The 18,615-nt window shown below is 67.7% G+C and carries 14 protein-coding genes; 5 read left to right on the plus strand and 9 right to left on the minus strand.

Going from position 1 to position 18,615, the window contains the following annotated elements; translation table 11 throughout:
- The first annotated feature begins 2 nt into the window (after positions 1 to 2).
- From moaC to lexA, 3 genes are all read left to right on the plus strand, one after another.
- A complete protein-coding gene (gene moaC / locus H7H34_RS10845; RefSeq protein WP_185925201.1) occupies positions 3 to 524 on the plus strand; it encodes a cyclic pyranopterin monophosphate synthase MoaC in 522 nt (173 codons plus the stop codon).
- Positions 525 to 556: 32 nt separating this feature from the next.
- Positions 557 to 1,771, plus strand: coding sequence for a molybdopterin molybdotransferase MoeA (locus tag H7H34_RS10850; RefSeq protein ID WP_185925202.1), 1,215 nt, complete (start codon positions 557 to 559; stop codon positions 1,769 to 1,771).
- Positions 1,772 to 1,945: 174 nt separating this feature from the next.
- Positions 1,946 to 2,662: a transcriptional repressor LexA gene (gene lexA / locus H7H34_RS10855; RefSeq protein ID WP_185925203.1), complete on the plus strand. Its 717-nt coding sequence runs from the start codon at positions 1,946 to 1,948 to the stop codon at positions 2,660 to 2,662.
- A gap of 34 nt (positions 2,663 to 2,696) precedes the next feature.
- Here lexA and H7H34_RS10860 read toward each other — a convergent pair whose 3' ends face one another.
- Entirely contained in the window at positions 2,697 to 5,177 is a 2,481-nt protein-coding gene (locus tag H7H34_RS10860) for a ComEC/Rec2 family competence protein (protein ID WP_185925204.1), read from the minus strand.
- 212 nt (positions 5,178 to 5,389) lie between these two features.
- Here H7H34_RS10860 and gltX point away from each other — a divergent pair, with 212 nt between their 5' ends.
- Positions 5,390 to 6,820, plus strand: a complete 1,431-nt coding sequence (gene gltX, locus H7H34_RS10865; protein WP_185925205.1) for a glutamate--tRNA ligase — start codon at positions 5,390 to 5,392, stop codon at positions 6,818 to 6,820.
- A gap of 253 nt (positions 6,821 to 7,073) precedes the next feature.
- On the plus strand, positions 7,074 to 8,366 hold the full coding sequence (gltA, locus tag H7H34_RS10870) for a citrate synthase (protein ID WP_120267883.1): 1,293 nt from the start codon (positions 7,074 to 7,076) through the stop codon (positions 8,364 to 8,366).
- A gap of 686 nt (positions 8,367 to 9,052) precedes the next feature.
- Here gltA and lpxB read toward each other — a convergent pair.
- The 8 genes from lpxB to dxr form a co-directional block, all read right to left on the minus strand.
- Positions 9,053 to 10,249: a lipid-A-disaccharide synthase gene (gene lpxB / locus H7H34_RS10875; RefSeq protein WP_185925206.1), complete on the minus strand. Its 1,197-nt coding sequence runs from the start codon at positions 10,247 to 10,249 to the stop codon at positions 9,053 to 9,055.
- A complete protein-coding gene (locus H7H34_RS10880; protein WP_185925207.1) occupies positions 10,246 to 11,145 on the minus strand; it encodes an LpxI family protein in 900 nt (299 codons plus the stop codon). The genes lpxB and H7H34_RS10880 overlap by 4 nt, the downstream gene beginning before the upstream one ends.
- Before the next feature lie 32 nt (positions 11,146 to 11,177).
- Positions 11,178 to 11,987, minus strand: a complete 810-nt coding sequence (lpxA, locus tag H7H34_RS10885; protein ID WP_120267881.1) for an acyl-ACP--UDP-N-acetylglucosamine O-acyltransferase — start codon at positions 11,985 to 11,987, stop codon at positions 11,178 to 11,180.
- Between the two features lie 7 nt (positions 11,988 to 11,994).
- A complete protein-coding gene (fabZ, locus tag H7H34_RS10890) occupies positions 11,995 to 12,459 on the minus strand; it encodes a 3-hydroxyacyl-ACP dehydratase FabZ (protein ID WP_067215250.1) in 465 nt (154 codons plus the stop codon).
- A 42-nt stretch (positions 12,460 to 12,501) separates the two neighbouring features.
- Positions 12,502 to 13,560 (minus strand): UDP-3-O-(3-hydroxymyristoyl)glucosamine N-acyltransferase, encoded by a 1,059-nt coding sequence (lpxD, locus tag H7H34_RS10895; RefSeq protein WP_120267880.1) that lies wholly within the window; start codon positions 13,558 to 13,560, stop codon positions 12,502 to 12,504.
- Between the two features lie 70 nt (positions 13,561 to 13,630).
- Complete coding sequence (gene bamA / locus H7H34_RS10900) at positions 13,631 to 15,991, minus strand: outer membrane protein assembly factor BamA (protein WP_120267879.1); 2,361 nt, start codon at positions 15,989 to 15,991, stop codon at positions 13,631 to 13,633.
- Between the two features lie 190 nt (positions 15,992 to 16,181).
- Positions 16,182 to 17,318 (minus strand): RIP metalloprotease RseP, encoded by a 1,137-nt coding sequence (gene rseP / locus H7H34_RS10905; RefSeq protein WP_185925208.1) that lies wholly within the window; start codon positions 17,316 to 17,318, stop codon positions 16,182 to 16,184.
- Positions 17,319 to 17,378: 60 nt separating this feature from the next.
- Positions 17,379 to 18,599, minus strand: coding sequence for a 1-deoxy-D-xylulose-5-phosphate reductoisomerase (dxr, locus tag H7H34_RS10910; RefSeq protein WP_185926511.1), 1,221 nt, complete (start codon positions 18,597 to 18,599; stop codon positions 17,379 to 17,381).
- Positions 18,600 to 18,615: the final 16 nt, after the last annotated feature.

The raw sequence follows: 18,615 nt of genomic DNA on the forward strand, positions 1-18,615 counted from the left end.
ACATGGCTGGCACATCTTCTGGAGACGCTTCCCCGCGCTTGACCCATCTGGACGAGAGCGGCGCGGCCAACATGGTCGACGTCTCGACCAAGGAGGTCACCTCCCGCGAGGCGCAGGCCGAAGGCCATGTGCGCATGAAGCCGGAAACGCTGGCGCTGATCCTGTCCGGTTCGGCCAAGAAGGGCGACGTCATCGCCACCGCCCGCATCGCCGGCATCATGGCCGCCAAGCGCACCCACGAGCTGGTGCCGCTCTGCCATCCCCTGCTGCTGTCCAAGGTCGCCGTCGACATCGTGCCGGACGAGGCGCTCCCGGGCCTGCGCGTCACCGCGATGGCCCGCGTTTCGGGCCAGACCGGCGTCGAGATGGAGGCGCTGACCGCCTGCTCGGTCACCTGCCTGACGATCTACGACATGGCCAAGGCCGTCGACCGCGGCATGACCATCGGCGGCATCCGCGTCCTTGCCAAGTCCGGCGGCAAGTCCGGCGACTGGACCGCGGCGAGCGAAACGAACCCCGCCTGACACAAGGCCAACTGACATGAGGCACTGCTGACATGGCGCTGATCTCGGTCGACGAAGCCCTGTCGCGACTTCTCGGCGACGTCGAGCCGCTCGGCTCCGAGACCGTGCCGCTCGCACTGGCCAATGGCCGCGTGCTGGCTGCCGACCTTGCCGCGACCCGCACCCAGCCGCCCTTCGCCGCCTCCGCCATGGACGGCTATGCCGTGCGCGCGGCCGATATCGCCACCGTTCCGGCCGTGCTCAAGCTGATCGGCGAAGCCCCCGCGGGCCGCGCCTTCTCCGGCACCATCGGAGCGGGCGAGACCGTGCGCATCTTCACCGGCGCACCGCTTCCCGAAGGCAGCGACACGATCCTGATCCAGGAAAACGCCGAGCGCGACGGCGAGCGCGTCACCGCGCTGGAAAGCGCACCGCTCGGCCGTTTCGTGCGCCCCGCCGGGCTTGATTTCAAGGTTGGCGAAACGCTGCTGAGCGCCGGTACGCGGCTCGACTATCGCCGCCTTGCGCTGGCGGCCGCCATGAACCATCCCGTGCTTGAGCTGCGCCGCCGACCGAAGGTGGCGATCCTGGCGACGGGCGACGAACTGGTCGAACCGGGGGAGCAGCCGGGGCCCGACCAGATCATCGCCTCCAACCATGCGGGCATTGCCGCCCTGGTCGAGGATTGCGGCGGCGAGCCGCTGCAGCTCGGCATCGCCTCCGACCGGCGCGAGCATATCGCGGAGAAGATCGCCGAGGCGCGAGCCGTCGGAGCCGACATCCTCGTCACGCTTGGCGGGGCCTCCGTCGGCGACCACGATCTGGTGCAGGAAGTGCTTGCCGCCTCAGGCATGGAACTCGGCTTCTGGCGCATCGCCATGCGGCCGGGCAAGCCGCTGATGGCCGGCCGCATCGAGGGCATGCGCGTGCTCGGCCTGCCGGGCAATCCGGTCTCAAGCCTCGTCTGCGGCGTTCTCTTCCTGCGTCCGCTGATCGACGCCCTGCTCGGCCGCCCGCCGCGCCGGCGCGATGCCGAACTGCTGCCGCTGACCGCCGATATCGGCGGCAATGACCAGCGCGAGGACTATCTGCGGGCGCGCATCCTGCGCCAGGACGACGGCACGGAGCGTGTCGCCCCGTTCGAGCGGCAGGACTCCTCCATGCTGGCAACGCTCACCCGCGCCGATGCGCTGGTGGTGCGCCCGCCCCATGCGCCCCCCCTGCCCGCCGGCACGCCGGTGCCGGTCCTGCGCCTGCCGCAGGGCTGAGCCGACCCCGCGCCCTACCGCTTCCCGTTTCGTTCCCTATGGGCATTGTGGAACAAGGCAGGAACGGTTAGACTATGTTCATGATTTGTACATAGCCTGAGTCGCAGGCAGCGATCGGCAGCAGCCGGCCGATATCGGCCAGGCCTTGCGTGCCAGAGCGGGGGACCCAAGCGCATGTTGACGCGCAAGCAGCACGAATTGCTCCTGTTCATCCACGAACGGCTGAAGGAAACCGGTGTTCCTCCCTCGTTCGACGAGATGAAGGACGCGCTCGATCTGCGGTCCAAGTCCGGCATCCACCGGCTGATCACCGCGCTGGAAGAGCGCGGGTTCATTCGCCGCCTGCCGAACCGCGCCCGGGCGCTGGAGATCGTCAAGCTGCCGGAATCGGTTGCGCTCGGCCTTGCCTCGCAGCGCGGCCAGGGCTTCTCGCCCTCCGTCATCGAAGGATCTCTCGGCAAGACGCCGCCGGTGGAAACAGCCCCAGCCCCACCGCCCGCGGCCAATGACAGCGTCGAGATCCCGGTCATGGGCCGCATTGCCGCCGGCGTACCGATCGAGGCGATCCAGTCCCACAGCCACACCATCGCCATGCCGGCCGACCTGCTCGGCAACGGCGAGCACTACGCGCTGGAAGTGCGCGGCGATTCCATGATCGAGGCCGGCATTCTCGACGGCGACACCGTGGTGATCCGCCGTTCCGACAGCGCCGACAGCGGCGACATCGTCGTCGCCCTGATCGACGACGAGGAAGCGACGTTGAAGCGCCTGCGCAAGAAGGGCGCGTCCGTTGCGCTGGAGGCCGCAAACCCGGCCTACGAAACCCGCATCTTCGGTCCGGGACGCGTGCGCATCCAGGGCAAGCTCGTCTCGCTGTTCCGTCGCTATTGAGGCCGCGCGCCGGACGGGGCTCCTGGCAGGCGGGTCATTTCGGCGTCCAGGGTCGGCGACGCCCGTAGCTGGGGACCACGGCAACAGCGAGAGCATCGCCTGTGCCTGATGGCGACTGCCAAGCCGATGACGCTTGCGCGAGCGCTGATCGAGATGCGGCCGAGGCGGCCGGCGCACTGAAATAGAGCGCAACGGCGCCGTCGCGGGCAAGCCGCGCCCCGTCGAACACCTGCCTTGCCCGGCAATCGGGCGGGGCAATCAGCGCCGAGACGATGATGTCGGCCTTGCGGCAATCCTCTTCGAAGGCGGCGCTGTCGCGCACCAGCGAGACCAGCAGCGCAGGCGGGCCTTGCCCCGCTGCAAAGGGCCCCGGCCCCGGTCCTGCCACCGGTCCCGGCGGTGCATTTGCGGAGGCACCGTGCCGGGCACCCGCCCCCGGCGGACCATGCGCGCGCACTAGACAGGCCAGCTTGTCGCAGCGAAGGTCGCCGGCCGCGATCCGCCGGTTCCCGTGGTGCTGCACACTGATGCCTTCCGCCCGCAACCAGACCTCCGGCAGGAACCCGCTCGGGCGCGATGAAACGCGCAAGGCCCCGGCCGCATCGCGCACGGCAATGGTCGTGCCGGTGGCCGAGATCAGCATGTCCGGCTGCCGATGCAGGGCATAAAGCAGGACGGAGGCGGCAAGCGGCAGCAGGGCGACTGGGCGATATCCCCGCGGCGCAAGGCAGGCGACAAGCCCTGCCGCCACCACCAGTAGCGTGCCGCCAAGCGAGGGCGCGCCGATCACCCCGTCCTCCGGCGTCAGGTTGCTGACCCAGGTCGCCATCGCCACCACGAGATCGATGCCAGCGCCCATCGCCGCGAGCGGCAAGGCCTCCAGCCCGAAGGGCAGCAGGGCCAGCGCCAGCACCGCGAACGGCATGACCACGAGTGTCACCACCGGCATTGCCAGCAGGTTGCCGAGCGTACCGAGCGGCGAGATTCGGTGGAAGTGATAGGCGCCGATGGCCCCCGTCGCCAGGCCCGCGATCAGCGAGGTCAGGAGAAGCCCCCAGAACCAGCCCGCAGCGCCCGATGTCGCGGCCTGCAGCAGCCCCCCACGACCCGGCGGCGCCATCGGCCCCTGGCGCTCGCGCGCGGCGCGCCGCCGGGTTATTTCCTCATAGGCGGCGATCAGGGCGATCACGGCGGCGAAGGACATCTGGAAACCGGGATCGAGCAACGCCTCCGGCAGCATCGCAAGGATCAGCAGGACGGCAATCGCGACATTGCGCAGCGTCAGGGCCCGCCGCGAGAAGATGCGCCCCGAAAACACCAGAACGATCATCAGGAAGGCGCGCTGCGTTGCGATGGAGGCACCGGAAATGCCGAGATAGAAGACGGCGGCCGACATCGCCGCAACGGCGGCCCAGGCATCGATCCGCCGCTCATGCACCAGATGCGGGAACAGCGCCAGAAGCGCCCGCACGACGAAGAACACCGAGCCGGCGAACAGCGCCATATGCAGGCCGGAAATCGCCAGGATATGCGCAAGGCCGGCGGTCCTCAGCGCCTCCGTCACCTGCTCTGGGATCAGAGAGCGGTCGCCGGTGATCAGCGCAATGGCAAGCGCGGCGGCCGTCGTCTCGCCGAGCGCGGCGATGATCCGCGCGGCAATCGCCTGACGCAGACTGGCGATCCCGGCTTTCAGCCGTAGCGACAGCGGTGCGGGACCGAGATCAATGCGGCTCGGCGCGCCGAAGGCAAAACCGGTGGCGCCGATGCCGTCGAAGAAGGCACGAAAGGCGAAGTCGTAGCCGCGGGGCATCACGGCAGCCGACGGCGGCATCAGCCTCGCGCGCAGCCGTACAGCCTCGCCGACAGAGATCCTCTCGCCTTCGGGGTCGCCGCGCAGCGACACGCGGACCCGATAAGGCATTGCTGACGCTGGCAGCCGCTCTATCCCCGCAACGCGCAGCAGCAACCGCGTGCCGCGGTCGGTGCGCTCGACCTCCTCCGCAAAGCCGGTCAGTGTCACGCTCCGCGCCCGATCGATCACCGGGGCGGCAACAAGTGCGGTGCGCAATGCCCCGGCGAAAAGTCCCGACAGCACCAGCGCCAGAGCCAGTAACACAAGGCCCCGCACGCCGCGGCGCGCCGCGAAAAACCAGCCGGCCCAGGCAAGAATGGCGGCAAGCGCCAGAACGGGGACCAACGGCTCGGACGGCAGGCGGAAATAGACAGCGATGCCGAAGGTGAAGGCGAGCGCGGCGAAGGCGAGCCCGCGCCCCTGCGCAAGGCTTTCGGCACAGGCAGCTGCGAACCTTGTCCCCGCCCCTTGCGTTTCGTGCCATCCTGCGCGGGCTCGCCGACGACGGGCAAGCAGATCGGCAAGCAGCAAGGGGGCGAGCGCAAGCCAGCGGCGTTCCCCACTGCCGCTGCCCGTTCGTCCCGGCGCCGCTGCCGGCACCGCCCTTGGCGCCGCATCCGGCAGCGCTCGCCTGTCGTCGTCGTCCTCGCCCGCCCGGGACACCTGGCCGCCCCTTCCCCTCGCCGGCGCGCGCGTGCCCCTCGCTCGGGCATTGGTGGCGCGGCGCCGCTGTGTTACACGGTCGCCGACCGTGCCAGGACCGAAGCGTTGCATTGCAACCCGGGTTCGCGCAAGACGCGAAACGGCACCGGATATTCCCGAAGGCACGCCGGACGCTCTGCGCCGGTGCCGCCACCGATCACGAGGCCTTTTGAATGAGCTCTCCCGTCGTCACGCGCTTTGCGCCCTCCCCGACCGGCTACCTGCATATCGGCGGCGCCCGCACGGCGCTGTTCAACTGGCTTTATGCCCGGCGTTTCGGCGGCAAGATGCTGCTGCGGATCGAGGACACCGACCGCGAGCGCAGCACCGATGCGGCCATCTCCGCGATCCTCGACGGCCTGACCTGGCTCGGTCTCGACTGGGAGGGCGAGGCGATCTCGCAGTTCGCCCGCGCCGCGCGCCACCGCGAGGTGGCCGAGAGCCTGATCGAGAAGGGCATGGCCTATCGCTGCTATGCGACGCCGGAAGAGCTGACGGCGATGCGCGAGGAGCAGCGCGCCAACGGCCTGCCGCCGCGCTATGACGGGCGCTGGCGCGACCGCGATCCGTCCGAGGCCCCGGCCGGCGTCAAGCCGGCGATCCGCCTCAAGGCGCCAGTCGACGGCGAGACGGTGATCGAGGACAAGGTGCAGGGCCGCGTCGTCTTCCCGAACAAGGATCTGGACGATCTGGTCCTGCTGCGCTCCGACGGCACGCCGACCTACATGCTGGCCGTCGTCGTCGACGACCACGACATGGGCGTCACCCACATCGTGCGCGGCGACGATCACCTGACCAATGCCGCCCGCCAGACGCTGATCTATCAGGCGCTCGGCTGGGACGTGCCGGTGATGGCCCATATCCCGCTGATCCACGGTCCGGACGGCGCCAAGCTGTCGAAGCGCCATGGCGCGCTCGGCGTCGAGGCCTACCGGGCCATGGGCTATCTGCCCGCCGCCATGCGCAACTATCTGGCGCGCCTCGGCTGGAGCCATGGCGACGACGAGATCTTCTCGACGCAGGAGATGACCGGCTGGTTCGATCTCGACGCCATCGGCAAGTCGCCCTCGCGCTTCGACTTCAAGAAGCTGGAGAACCTCAACGGCCACTACATGCGTGCAGCCGGCACGGACGAGTTGCTGGCCGACTTCACCAGCTTCCTGCCCCATGCGGAGAACGCCGAAGGCCTGCGCGACTGGCTGCAGGACCCGGCGCATGTCGAGATGTTCCGCGCCGCCCTGCCGGGGCTGAAGGAGCGTGCCAAGACCCTGGTGGAGCTGGCCGACAGCGCCGAGTACCTGTGGGTGCAGCGCCCGCTCGCGATGGACGAGAAGGCGGAAAAGCTGCTGGAGGCAGACGACGCGCGCAAGGTGCTCGCCGACCTGCACGCACGCCTTTCCGCGCTCGAAACCTGGAGCGCGGAAGCGACCGAGGAGGCCGTGCGCGCCTATGCCGAGGAGACCGATCTCAAGCTCGGCAAGGCGGCGCAGCCGCTGCGCGCGGCGCTGACCGGCCGGGGCACCTCGCCCGGCATCTTCGACGTGCTGGCCGTGCTCGGCCGCGAGGAATCGCTCGCCCGCATCGCCGATCAGGCCGCCGGCTGAGGCAAGGCCGGGCCCGCCCGGCCAAAGGTACCAATCAAGGCGGCGGCCCGATCCCCGGCCGCCGCCCGCGGTTCACATGAATCCCCCGTCACCCTGTGACGAAAGCGTTAGGGAGGTGCGCTTGCGGGGAGCGGACAAATGGGATACGCAACATTCGACCTTTCCTCCCGCCGTGTGTCCGGCACGCCCCAGCCTCTCCTGGAAGCCGGCCCGGACGATCCTGCGGCGCGCTTCATACAAGGGGGTAGCCTGAATGAGCGACAACACTGCCAAGCTGACGATGGGTGACAAGTCCTGGGACTTGAAGGTGCGTCCGGGGTCCATCGGACCCGATGTGGTCGACATTGCCTCGCTCTATGCGCAGACCGGCTGTTTCACCTACGACCCCGGCTTCACCTCGACCGCCTCGTGCGAATCCGCCATCACCTATATCGATGGCGACGAGGGTACCCTGCTGTATCGCGGCTATCCGATCGAGCAGCTGGCCGAGCACGGTGACTTCCTGGAGAGCTGCTACCTGCTGCTCTACGGCGAGCTGCCGACCAAGGCCCAGAAGGACGACTTCGTGCATCGCGTGACCTATCACACGATGATCCACGAGCAGATGAGCCGCTTCTTCACCGGCTTCCGCCGCGACGCCCACCCGATGGCGATCATGGTCGGCACCGTCGGCGCGCTCTCCGCCTTCTACCACGACTCGACCGACATCTCGGACCCGCACCAGCGCATGGTGGCGAGCCTGCGCATGATCGCGAAGATGCCGACGCTTGCGGCCATGGCCTACAAGTATCACGTCGGCCAGCCCTTCGTTTATCCGCGCAACGACCTCGACTACGCGTCGAACTTCCTGCACATGTGCTTCGCGGTGCCTTGCGAGGAATACAAGGTCAACCCCGTTCTCGCCCGCGCCATGGACCGGATCTTCATCCTCCATGCCGACCACGAGCAGAACGCCTCGACCTCGACCGTGCGTCTCGCCGGTTCCTCGGGCGCCAACCCGTTCGCCTGCATCGCGGCCGGCATCGCCTGCCTGTGGGGCCCGGCGCATGGCGGCGCCAACGAGGCAGCGCTCAACATGCTGTCGGAGATCGGCTCGGTCGACCGGATCCCGGAATACATCGCCCGCGCCAAGGACAAGAACGATCCGTTCCGTCTGATGGGCTTCGGTCATCGGGTCTACAAGAACTACGACCCGCGCGCCCGCATCATGCAGAAGACCACGCATGAAGTGCTGGCCGAGCTCGGCATCCGGGACGATCCGCTTCTCGACGTCGCCATGGAGCTGGAGAAGATCGCTCTCAACGACGACTACTTCATCGAGAAGAAGCTCTACCCGAACATCGACTTCTACTCCGGCATCACCCTGCGTGCGCTCGGCTTCCCGACCACCATGTTCACCGTGCTGTTCGCCCTCGCGCGGACCGTCGGCTGGATCGCCCAGTGGAAGGAGATGGTCGAGGATCCGTCCCAGAAGATCGGCCGCCCGCGCCAGCTCTACACCGGCGCCGCGCAGCGCGACTATCTGCCGGTCTCCCAGCGTCGCTGAGCGGGATCGACACGTCCAAGCTGAGAAAAGGCCGCCTCCGGGCGGCCTTTTTGCGTTTGGGGCGACCTGCGGGGGCGAGGCAGGAGGCGGAGGTGCGCTTAGCGGGCGTTGTTTTGCTGCAGCCTCTCCTTGCGTCTTCCCGGACGAGGCCGAAGGCCGATGATCCGGGACCGGAGAGGCACGGCGGTCGTGGCATGGTTCTGGAGCGCAACTCATACGCCCTCGGCTCTCCGATCCCGCATCTCCGCTTACGCTTCGTGCGGGATGACGAGAGGAAAGGTCCGGGTGATTTTCACCGCCGCTCTGGAAGCCAATAGGCCCCGGGTCGCGCTGCGCTTGCCCGGGGTGACGCCAGAGGGGATGCGAGGTCGCTGCCAGTCCCGCCGGCTGTCATCCTGGCCGGAGGCGAAGCCGGATAGCCGGGACCCAGAGGTGCCCTTAGCGGGTGTGGGGCGGGCGGCGCGCGTTCCGCACGCCGGTACGGCAAACGGGGATAGAAAACGCCCCCCCGTTGCGACAGCGGGGATAAATGGCCGGAGACGGGCCCACGCGATTTGCACAACTGTCTCAATATTTCGGCAAGACATTGAAAATACTGAAAGATTTTCGAGACGGATTTTGCAAAATTTCAGCGCGAAGTTGCGTCTGGCGTCTCAATTCACGCCAAACGCCGGTTGTCCGCCCATCTAGGCAGTCCGGCCGCGAACCTCTTCCAAAACGATGCGCGCGGCGGCGCCCGCCTGGCTCTCGTTCCCCTCCAGCCGCATCACCGCGTCGAGCCGGGCGAAGGCGTCGACCTGCCGCTTTCGGGCCGGGGTGTCGGCCAGCAGCGGGGCGACCGCATCGGCGAGCGCGCGCGGATTGGCGTCGTCGTCCAGGAACTCCGGCACGACATTCTCGCCGATGATGATGTTGGGCAGGACCATGGAGCTGACGCGGGCGACCGGCACGATGCGGTGGATGTCCTTGAGCCGGCGAAAGAACCAGTCGAGCTTGTAGGCAACGACCAACGGCACGCCCGAGATCGCCAGCTCCAGCGAGACAGTGCCCGAGGCGGCGAGAGCGGCATGCGCCCGGCGGAAGGCAGCGAGCTTGGCCGCCTCGCCGGTCACCACCTGCGGCGGATGCGGCCAGTCGGCAAGCTGTTCCTCGATCATCGGCCTCAAGCGCAGCACCGCCGGCAGCACCACCTCGAGATCCGGATGCGCCTGCCGCAGGATCTCGACCGCGCCGCGGAAATCCTGCAGCAGCTGGGTGACCTCGCTGCGCCGGCTGCCCGGCAGCATCAGCAGCACCGGCCGCCCCTCGTCCAGCGCCCTCCTCTCGCCGGCGGCGGGACGGAAGTCGCCGACCCGCTCGATCAGCGAGTGGCCGACATAGCTGGTCGGCGGGCCGCCGAGCTTTTCGTGCACGCCGGGTTCGAAGGGCAGGATCGCCAGCAGCCGGTCGACATAGGCGGCCATGCGGCGCGCGCGGCCCGGCCGCCAGGCCCAGACCGACGGCGAGACGTAATCGACGATGGGAATGGAGGGCGCGCGCTTGCGCACCCGCTTGGCAACGTTATGCGTGAAATCGGGACTGTCGACGATGATCAGGACATCGGGCGCCGCCGCGACCACGTCGTCGACGGTCTGGTAAACCCGGCGGACGATGGAGGGCAGCCGCGCCAGAACGGCGGAAAGACCCATCACCGCGATATCCTCGATGGGAAAGAGGCTCTTCAGCCCCTGCGCTTCCATGCGCTCGCCGCCGACGCCCATGAACTCGACCGGCCGGCCGGCCTGCGCGGCAATGGCCACCATCATCGGTGCGGCCAGCTGGTCGCCGGACTCCTCGCCCGCCACCACATAGACCCGCAGCGGGCGAACAGCACCTTCTGTCATCGCGCGGTCTCCGCCTGCGCCGAGGCCGTCTTGCCGGAAATGCCGAAGAGAAAGACGCCCGAGCGCGCGGCGAGCGCGACGGTCTCGGCCCGCTCGGCAATCAGCACCCGCCCCGCCTCGATGGCGATGCCGGAAAGTCCGGCGTCCCGCACGCGTTGCACGGTGCCCGGACCGATGGTCGGCAGGTCGACGCGAAGATCCTGGCCGGGCTTGGCGCATTTCACCAGCACCCCGCCCTTGCCGCGCACCCGGCTGCGCTCGCGCAGCTCGCGGCAACGCTCGAGCATGGAATCGGTGCCCTCCGCCCCCTCGACGGCAATGATGCGGCCGTGGAAACAGACGGCAGCCTGGCCGATGTCGAGGCGACCGAGCTCGGCGACGGTGGCCGCGCCCAGCTCCAGATCGGCGAGCACCTCGCCCTTCGGCGGGGTGCCGGCCATGCAGCCGGGCTGAGCCAGAAGCTGCGGCGCAACCTCATGGGCCCCGACGACCCGGAAGCCCTCGGCCTCGAAAAAGCGGATGACCTTCTTGAGCAGGGAATCGTCGCCGCCGGCAAGCGAAGCGATGATCTTCGGCAACCGGCGCATGGTGCCGAGATCGCTGACGATTTCGCGCAGCTCCGGCCGGCGGGTGATGCTGCCGATCATCACCAGATCGCGCACCTTTTCGCGCTCCAGATGGCTGGCAAGCTTGCCGATCTGGCCCCAGCCGAGATGCACGGGAGAGAAAGCCTCGACGGAGGGATCCGCCTCGCCCTTGATGGCGATGGCGACGACGCGGCGACCGCGGTCGCTGGCCGCGCGCAGCACCTCTGCCGGCAGCTTGCCGCCGCCGCAGATGACCGCGACAGCGCCGTCGCTACCGTTCGTCGTGGCTGTGTCGGATGCGTCGTTCATGGCCCCGTCCCCGGCCGGCGCCGACAGGCGGATCACCCGTCCTGGGCCGGCGTGCAGAAGCGGCGGTCGGTTTCGACCAGGATGAAATCCGTGACGCGGCGGACAAGGGCAACGCTCTCGTAGGCGGCCGCCACCTTTTCCGCGCGCTGGCGCAACGTGCCTTCGGAGCTCTCGAACAGGTCCTTGTAGGCATTGCGCAGGGCGTGGATGTCCTCGCGGGAGAACCCATGCCGCTTGAGCCCGACAAGGTTCAAGCCCATCAGCCGGGCGCGGTTGCCCATCACCATGCCGAAGGGAATGAGGTCGTTCTCAAGGCCCGCAAGACCGCCGACAAAGGCATGGTCGCCGACGCGGGTAAACTGGATCGCTGCCGCGCCGCCGCCGAAAATGACATTGTTGCCGACGGTGACATGGCCGGCGATCATCACGTTGTTCGACAGGATCACGCCGTCGCCGAGACGGGAATCATGGCCGACATGCGAGTTGGCGAGAAAGGCGCAGCGATTGCCGATCACCGTCTCCAGGCCGCCGCCCTCCGTCCCCGGATTGAGCGTCACGCCCTCGCGGATGATGCAGTCGGTGCCGACGGTGAGCGTCGCTTCCTCGCCGCGATACTTGAGATCCTGCGCCTGATGCCCGACCGAGGCGAAGGGAAAGATCTGCGTCCGCGCCCCGACGCTCGTGCGGCCCGCAACAACCACATGCGACTTCAGCACGACGCCGTCGCCCAGCACGGCCTGCGGCCCGACATGGCAGAACGGCCCGATGGACACGCCCTCGCCGAGCCTGGCGCCGTCCTCGATGACCGCGGAAGGGTGGATTGCGGAGTGAGCTGCCATCATGCGTGCCTCAGTGGTCGACCAGCATGGCGCTGATCTCGGCCTCGGCGACCTTGACGCCGTCGACCGTCGCAATGCCTTCGAACTTCCAGATGTTCGTGCGGTTGCGGATCTTGGTCATCTGATAGCGAAGCTGGTCGCCCGGCAGCACCGGCTTGCGGAACTTCACCTTGTCGATGGTCATGAAGTAGACGAGCTTCGGCGTGTCCGACTGGCCGCGCGAATAGACGCACAGCGCGCCCGCCGTCTGGGCCATGCCCTCGATGATGAGGACGCCCGGCATGACCGGCTGATTGGGGAAATGCCCCATGAAATGCGGCTCGTTGGCCGTCACGTTCTTGATGCCGACGGCGGAGTTGTCCCCATCCATGTCGACGATACGGTCCACCATCAGGAAGGGGTAGCGGTGGGGCAACAGCTCCAGGATCCGCATGATATCGGCGCTACCCAGTTCTTTCTTTTCGCCTTCGCTCATTCTTCTGTCCCCAGGCAACCAAAACCAGTCCGGTTCAAAATCTCAGTCCTTGTCCCGCGCGGAACCGGCTCCACGCTCGGCAAGCTTCGCCAGCGTCATGATCTCGCGGAACCATACCTTCACCGGCTTGGCCGGAACACCGCCATAGCGCGCGCCGGCCGGCACATCCGCCTCGACCACGCTGACGGCGGCGATCTGTGCGCCCATGCCGATGGTGACATGGCCGCGAACGCCGGTCTGGCCGCCGAGAGCGACGTAATCCTCGAGCGTCGCGCTACCGGAAATGCCGACCTGCGAGACGATCACACAGTGACGTCCGATCACCACGTTGTGGCCGATCTGGACCTGATTGTCGATCTTGGTGCCCTCGCCGATGATCGTGTCGCGGTTGGCCCCGCGATCGACCGTCGTGTTGGCGCCGATCTCCACATCGTTCTGGATGATCACGCGGCCGATCTGCGGCACCTTGAGGTGGCCGCCCGGCCCCATCGCGAAGCCGAAACCGTCCTGCCCCGTGCACACGCCCGGATGCAGGATCACCCGGTCGCCGACCAAAGTGTGCTGCAGCACCGCATTGGCACCGACCGTGCAGTCGCGCCCGATGCGCACCCCCGCACCGATCACCGCATTGGACTGGATGCGCGTACCGCTGCCGATCTCCGCGTCCGGCCCGACGACCGCACCGGCCTCCACAATGACGCCGGCCTCAAGCCGGGCCGAGGCATCGATGCGCGCATGCGGCGAGACGCCCGAGGCCGTGCCGTCGAGTGCGACGGGGCGCATGGAAGCGGGATAGAGACGCGCGAGCAGCTGGGCCCAGGCCTTGTAGGGCTGGTCGGCCACGACCGGCACGACGCCGTCCGGCACCTTGTCCGCATGCTTGCGGGCAACGATGCAGGCAGTCGCCGCGGTGGTAGCGAGAACCGGCAGATACTTGGGATTGTCGAAGAAGACGATATCGCCAGTCGAGGCATCCTCGAGCGGCGCGACGCCGGACACCTGCACCTCCCCGCCGCCACGCGGCAGGTCTCCCGTCACCCATTCGGCCACGGTCGCAAGGGCTACGGGCTCGAACGGGGCAAAGAAACAGGGGTCGCTCATCGTCTTCCCATAATGAATCCGGCCGCCGAATGTCGGCGGCCGGTCGTTAATTCGTGAAGTGTCCGCCGGATCAGAAGCGCGTGCCGCCACCGATGCGGAAGAACTGGGTCCGGTCGCCGGTTTCCTTGATGATCGGCCAAGCGAAGTCGGCGCGGATCGGACCGAAGGGCGAGGCCCACTTGATGCCGAAACCGGCCGAGAGGCGCGGCGCGAAGCCGTTCGACTGGACGGTGGCAGCCGTAGCGGGGCCGCAGCCGGCGACGACGCAGTTGTTGATCGCCGAGTCCGAATCCCACAGGGCACCGAAATCCGTGAAGACCGCGCCGGACAGGCCGAGCTCGCGCGGCAGACCGAGGATCGGGAACTCCGCTTCCGCATTGGCATGGACATACCAGCGGCCGCCCAGGGAATCGCCGGTGCGCGAGTCGCGCGGGCCGATGCCCTGCATCTCGAAGCCGCGCAGCCAGGTGTCGCTGTGCTGGAACTGCTCGGACGAGCGCAGCTCGTCGCCGAGACCGTTCAGGTAACCACCGCCGGTGCGCAGGATACCGATGACGCCCCACTCCGGCAGGAGCTCCTTGTAGGCGCGGGCATCGATCGTGGTCGACAGGTAGCGGCTGTCGCCGCCGACGCCTGCGAACTCCTGGCTGAACGCGATGTACAGGCCATCGCGCGGATCGCGCTTGCTGTCGCGGGTGTCATAAACCAGCGAGTAGCCGATGGACGACGTCAGGTTGCGGCCCAGCGAGGACTGCAGACCGCCGGAGAGGTCCTGCGGGCGCTTCCACGACAGGTCCTCGTCGAAGATCCGGTAGATCAGGTTCAGGCGCAGCTCGTCGTCGCGCAGCGGCAGGCCGAAGGCAATGGAGCCGCCGGTCGTCTTGCTGTCATAGCTGCGGTAGTCGTTCGCCTCGAAATTGCGGCGATAGACATCGAGCGACAGCGAAATGCGGCGGCCGAGGAAATACGGCTCGGTGAATGCGAACTCGTAAACCTGGTTCGAGGCGCCGGCACCGACCTTGGCGCGGACGAACTGGCCGCGACCGAGGAAGTTGCGCTCCTGCAGCGTGATGTCGCCGATGACGCCATCGGCGGTCGAGTAACCGACGCCGAAGCCGATCTCGCCGGTCGGCTGCTCCTCGATGTCCACATTGACCACGATGCGGTCCGGCGAGCTGCCGCGCGAGGTGGTGATGCGGACGTCCTTGAAGAACTGCAGGTCCTTCAGCCGGCGCTCGGCCTTGTCGAGCAGCACGCGGTTGAAAGCATCGCCCTCGGCGATGTCGAACTCGCGGCGAATGACATATTCGCGGGTGCGGTCGTTGCCGCGGATGTTGATCCGCTCGACATAGACGCGCGGGCCTTCCTCGATGAAGTAGGTCAGCGAGATCGTGCGATTCTCGTAATCGCGGGTGGCGCGCGGACGGATCTGCGCGAAGGCATAGCCCTGGCGCGAGACGTCGAGCGTCATGTCCTCGAGGGTCTTCTCGACCTCGAGCGAGGAATAGGTGTCGCCGGCGCTGGTGCGGATCTTGCGGCGCAGCTCCTCCGGATCGACATCGGTCAGCGTGGTCTGCAGGTCGATGTCGCCATAGGTGTACTGCTCGCCCTCTTCCACCGTGAAGGTGACGTAGAAGACGTTCTCCTCGCGGTCGAGGTCGGCAACGGCCGACACGATGCGGAAGTCCGCATAGCCGTGGCGGTAGTAGAACTGGCGCAGCAGCTCCTGATCCGCGTCGAGACGGTCGGGATCGAAGGAATCGGTGGTGCGCAGGAAGCTCAGCAGACCGCTTTCGCGGGTGCGGATCACGTCGGCGAGACGCCCGTCGCTGAACTTGGTGTTGCCGATGAAGGTGATGCGCTCGATGCCGGTGCGGTCGCCCTCGTTGATCTCGAACACGAGATCAACGCGGTTGCTCGAACGGCTGATGATCTTGGGCTCGACGGTCGCGCGGTAGCGACCGGAGCGCCGATAGGCCTCAAGCACGTTCTGGACGTCGGACTGCACCTTGGCGCGGGTCAGCATCGACCGCTCCTCGGTCCGCACGACGCCGGCCAGCGTCTTGTCGTCGAGACGGCGATTGCCCTCGAACGAAATGCGGTTGACCATCGGGTTCTCGGTCACGGTCACCACCAGGGACCCGCCCTGCTGGTTGATTGCCACGTCCTCGAACAGGCCGGTCGCGTAAAGGGTCTTGAGCGACTCGTCGATCTCAGCCGGCCCGAAAGCGCGACCAGGGCGGATCGTCAGGTAGCTCTCGACGGTCGAGGCCTCGATACGGGTGTTGCCGCGGACGACAATCCGGCTGACCACCGCAGCGGACGCCTGATCGGCACCCAGGCCGGCAAAGCTCCACGGCATGATCGGCGCGACACCGCTCATCACGGCCGCCACCAGGATCGTTCTCGTCAGGTTCTGCACACGCTGCATAAGGACGTTTCGCCTTCGCTTTTCCGCCAAGCCCTTGATAAGTCGCCCGTGGCAACGGACATGGCAGTCGAGATTCTCTATATCCGTCAGTCGTTTTACAGGCTTTTGGACCGGACGCAACCGCCCAAACTCGCCAAAACCCGTTTCCCGCCGGATCGTTGCACCTTCGACACGCTTCTTCCCCGCCCCGCTACAGGGATGTCAGGTGAAGCACGTCGTTCCAAGTCGCGAACACCATCAGGAAGAGCACGATGGCGATCCCGATACGGAAACCGTACTCCTGCGCCCGCTCGCTGAGCGGCTTACCCCGCAAGGCCTCGGCGGCGTAGAACAGCAGGTGTCCGCCGTCGAGCATGGGGATGGGGAGCAGGTTCAAGAGGCCGATGCTGACCGACAGCACGGCCGTCAGGTTGAGCAAAGCGCCGAAACCGAGGGTCGCGACCTGCCCGGAAATCTGCGCCACGCGGATCGGCCCGCCGAGCTGGTCGGCGGATTCGCGGCCCGTGACGATGCCGGCGAGATAGCCGGCGGTGCGCGTGACCACGAACCAGGTCTCGCGGCTGCCTTCGACGACGGCCTCCACCGGACCGAAGGTGCGCGTCACCACGTCTTCCTTGCTGGCGCTGCGGCTGACGCCAAGCAGGCCGACCGACTGGACGTTGCCGAACGGGTCGGTGATCTCGCGCCGCTGCGGCGTCACTTCGATGGTCAGCTGCTGGCCGCCGCGATCCACCAGCATGGAGAGCGGCTGATCGGCGCTGACGCTGACGATGCGCTGCATGTCGGAAAAGGTCTGGATCGGCTGCCCGTCGATGGCCAGCACCATGTCGCCCGCCATCAGGCCGGCGGCCTGGGCCGCGCTGTCGGGCTGGATCGTGTCGACGCGCGGCGAGATCTCCTGCCGTCCGAACAGGCCGAACAGCAGCGCGAAGATGACGATGGCGAGAATGAAATTGGCGATGGGACCCGCCGCGACGATGGCCGCGCGGCGCGAAACCGGCTTGGTCTGGAAGGCGCCAGCGCGCTCTTCCGCGCTCATGCGGGCAAGCGCCTCCTGATCGGGAACGCTGGCCTCGTTCTCGTCGCCCGCGAACTTGACATAGCCGCCGAGCGGAATGGCCGAGAGCTTCCAGCGCGTGCCGTGGCGGTCGTTGCGGCCGAACAGCTCCGGCCCGAATCCGACCGAAAAGGCCTGCACCCGCACGCCGCACCAGCGCGCCACCAGGAAGTGGCCGAGCTCGTGGAAGAACACGACCACGGTGAGCACGAACAGGAACGGCAGGGCATAGCCTGCGAAAGACCCAAACAGCGATCCGATCAGTTCCATGTCATCTCCTTGCCGGACCGGCAGTTTCGTCCCTGCATATTAACAAGCCGTTCGCGGGGCTCAGCCCGCCTGTGCGAGGATCGCCTCGCGTGCCATTGCACGAGCGATGCCGTCGATGCGCAACACGTCGTCGACGCAGCCCGGCTCGACGAGATCGCCGGACGCGGCCATGCGCTCCAGCACCCTCTCCACCGTCGCCGCGATCCCGAGAAACCCGATCCCGCGATCCAGAAAGGCCCTGACGGCAATTTCGTCTGCAGCATTGAGAGCGGCCGTCGCGGCCGTGCCCGCGATCATCGCCTCGCGGGCGATGCGCAGGGCCGGGAACCGCACCGGGTCCGGTGCCTCGAAGCTGAGCGTTGCCAATGCGGCGAGATCAAGGCGTTGTGCCGGCGTTGCCATGCGGCGCGGCCAGGCGAGACAGTGCGCGATGGGCGTTCGCATGTCCGGCGCGCCGAGCTGGGCGAGCAGCGAACCGTCGCGATACTGCACCATGCCATGGACGACGGATTGCGGATGGACCAGCACGTCGAGCTGGTCCGGCCCCAGCGGAAACAGGTGGAAGGCCTCGATGATCTCGAAGCCCTTGTTCATCATCGTGGCGCTGTCGATGGAAATGCGCGCGCCCATGCTCCAGTTGGGATGGCGCAGCGCCGCCTCGGGCGACACATGGCGCATCTCCTCCAGCGACAGTGTGCGGAACGGACCGCCGGACGCGGTCAGCGTCAGCTTTTCCACCTGATCGATATTGCCGCGCTCCAGCACCTGGAACACGGCATTGTGTTCGGAATCGACCGGCAGGATCGTGGCCGATGCCGCCCGCGCCGCCGCCATGAAAAGATCGCCGGCGCACACAAGGCATTCCTTGTTGGCAAGGCCGATGGTGGTGCCGCGCGCGGCCGCCGCGATGGTCGGCTCCAGCCCCGCCGCCCCGACGATGGCCGCGATCACCATGTCCGCCGGGCGCGAGGCCGCCTCGCGCACCGCCTGCGGTCCGGCCGCGGCGGTGATGCCGGTGCCGGCGAGCGCGTCCTTCAGCCGCGGGTAGGCGGCCGGATCTGCGACCACCGCATGCTCGGCGCCGACCTCGATGGCGGCACGCGCCAGCTCTTCCGCCCGGTCGTTGGCGGTGAGCGCCACCACATGGAAACGCTCGCGATTGCGGGAGACGAGATCGAGCGTCGAGCCGCCGATGGAGCCGGTCGCGCCGAGCACGGTCAGGCGCAGCGGATCCGTGCCCGCGCCCACGCCTGCCCCCTGCCCGCCCGTCGCGGTCTCCATGCTTCCCACTTGCATC

Origin of the sequence: Stappia sp. 28M-7 (assembly GCF_014252955.1) — a bacterium.
GTDB lineage: Bacteria > Pseudomonadota > Alphaproteobacteria > Rhizobiales > Stappiaceae > Stappia.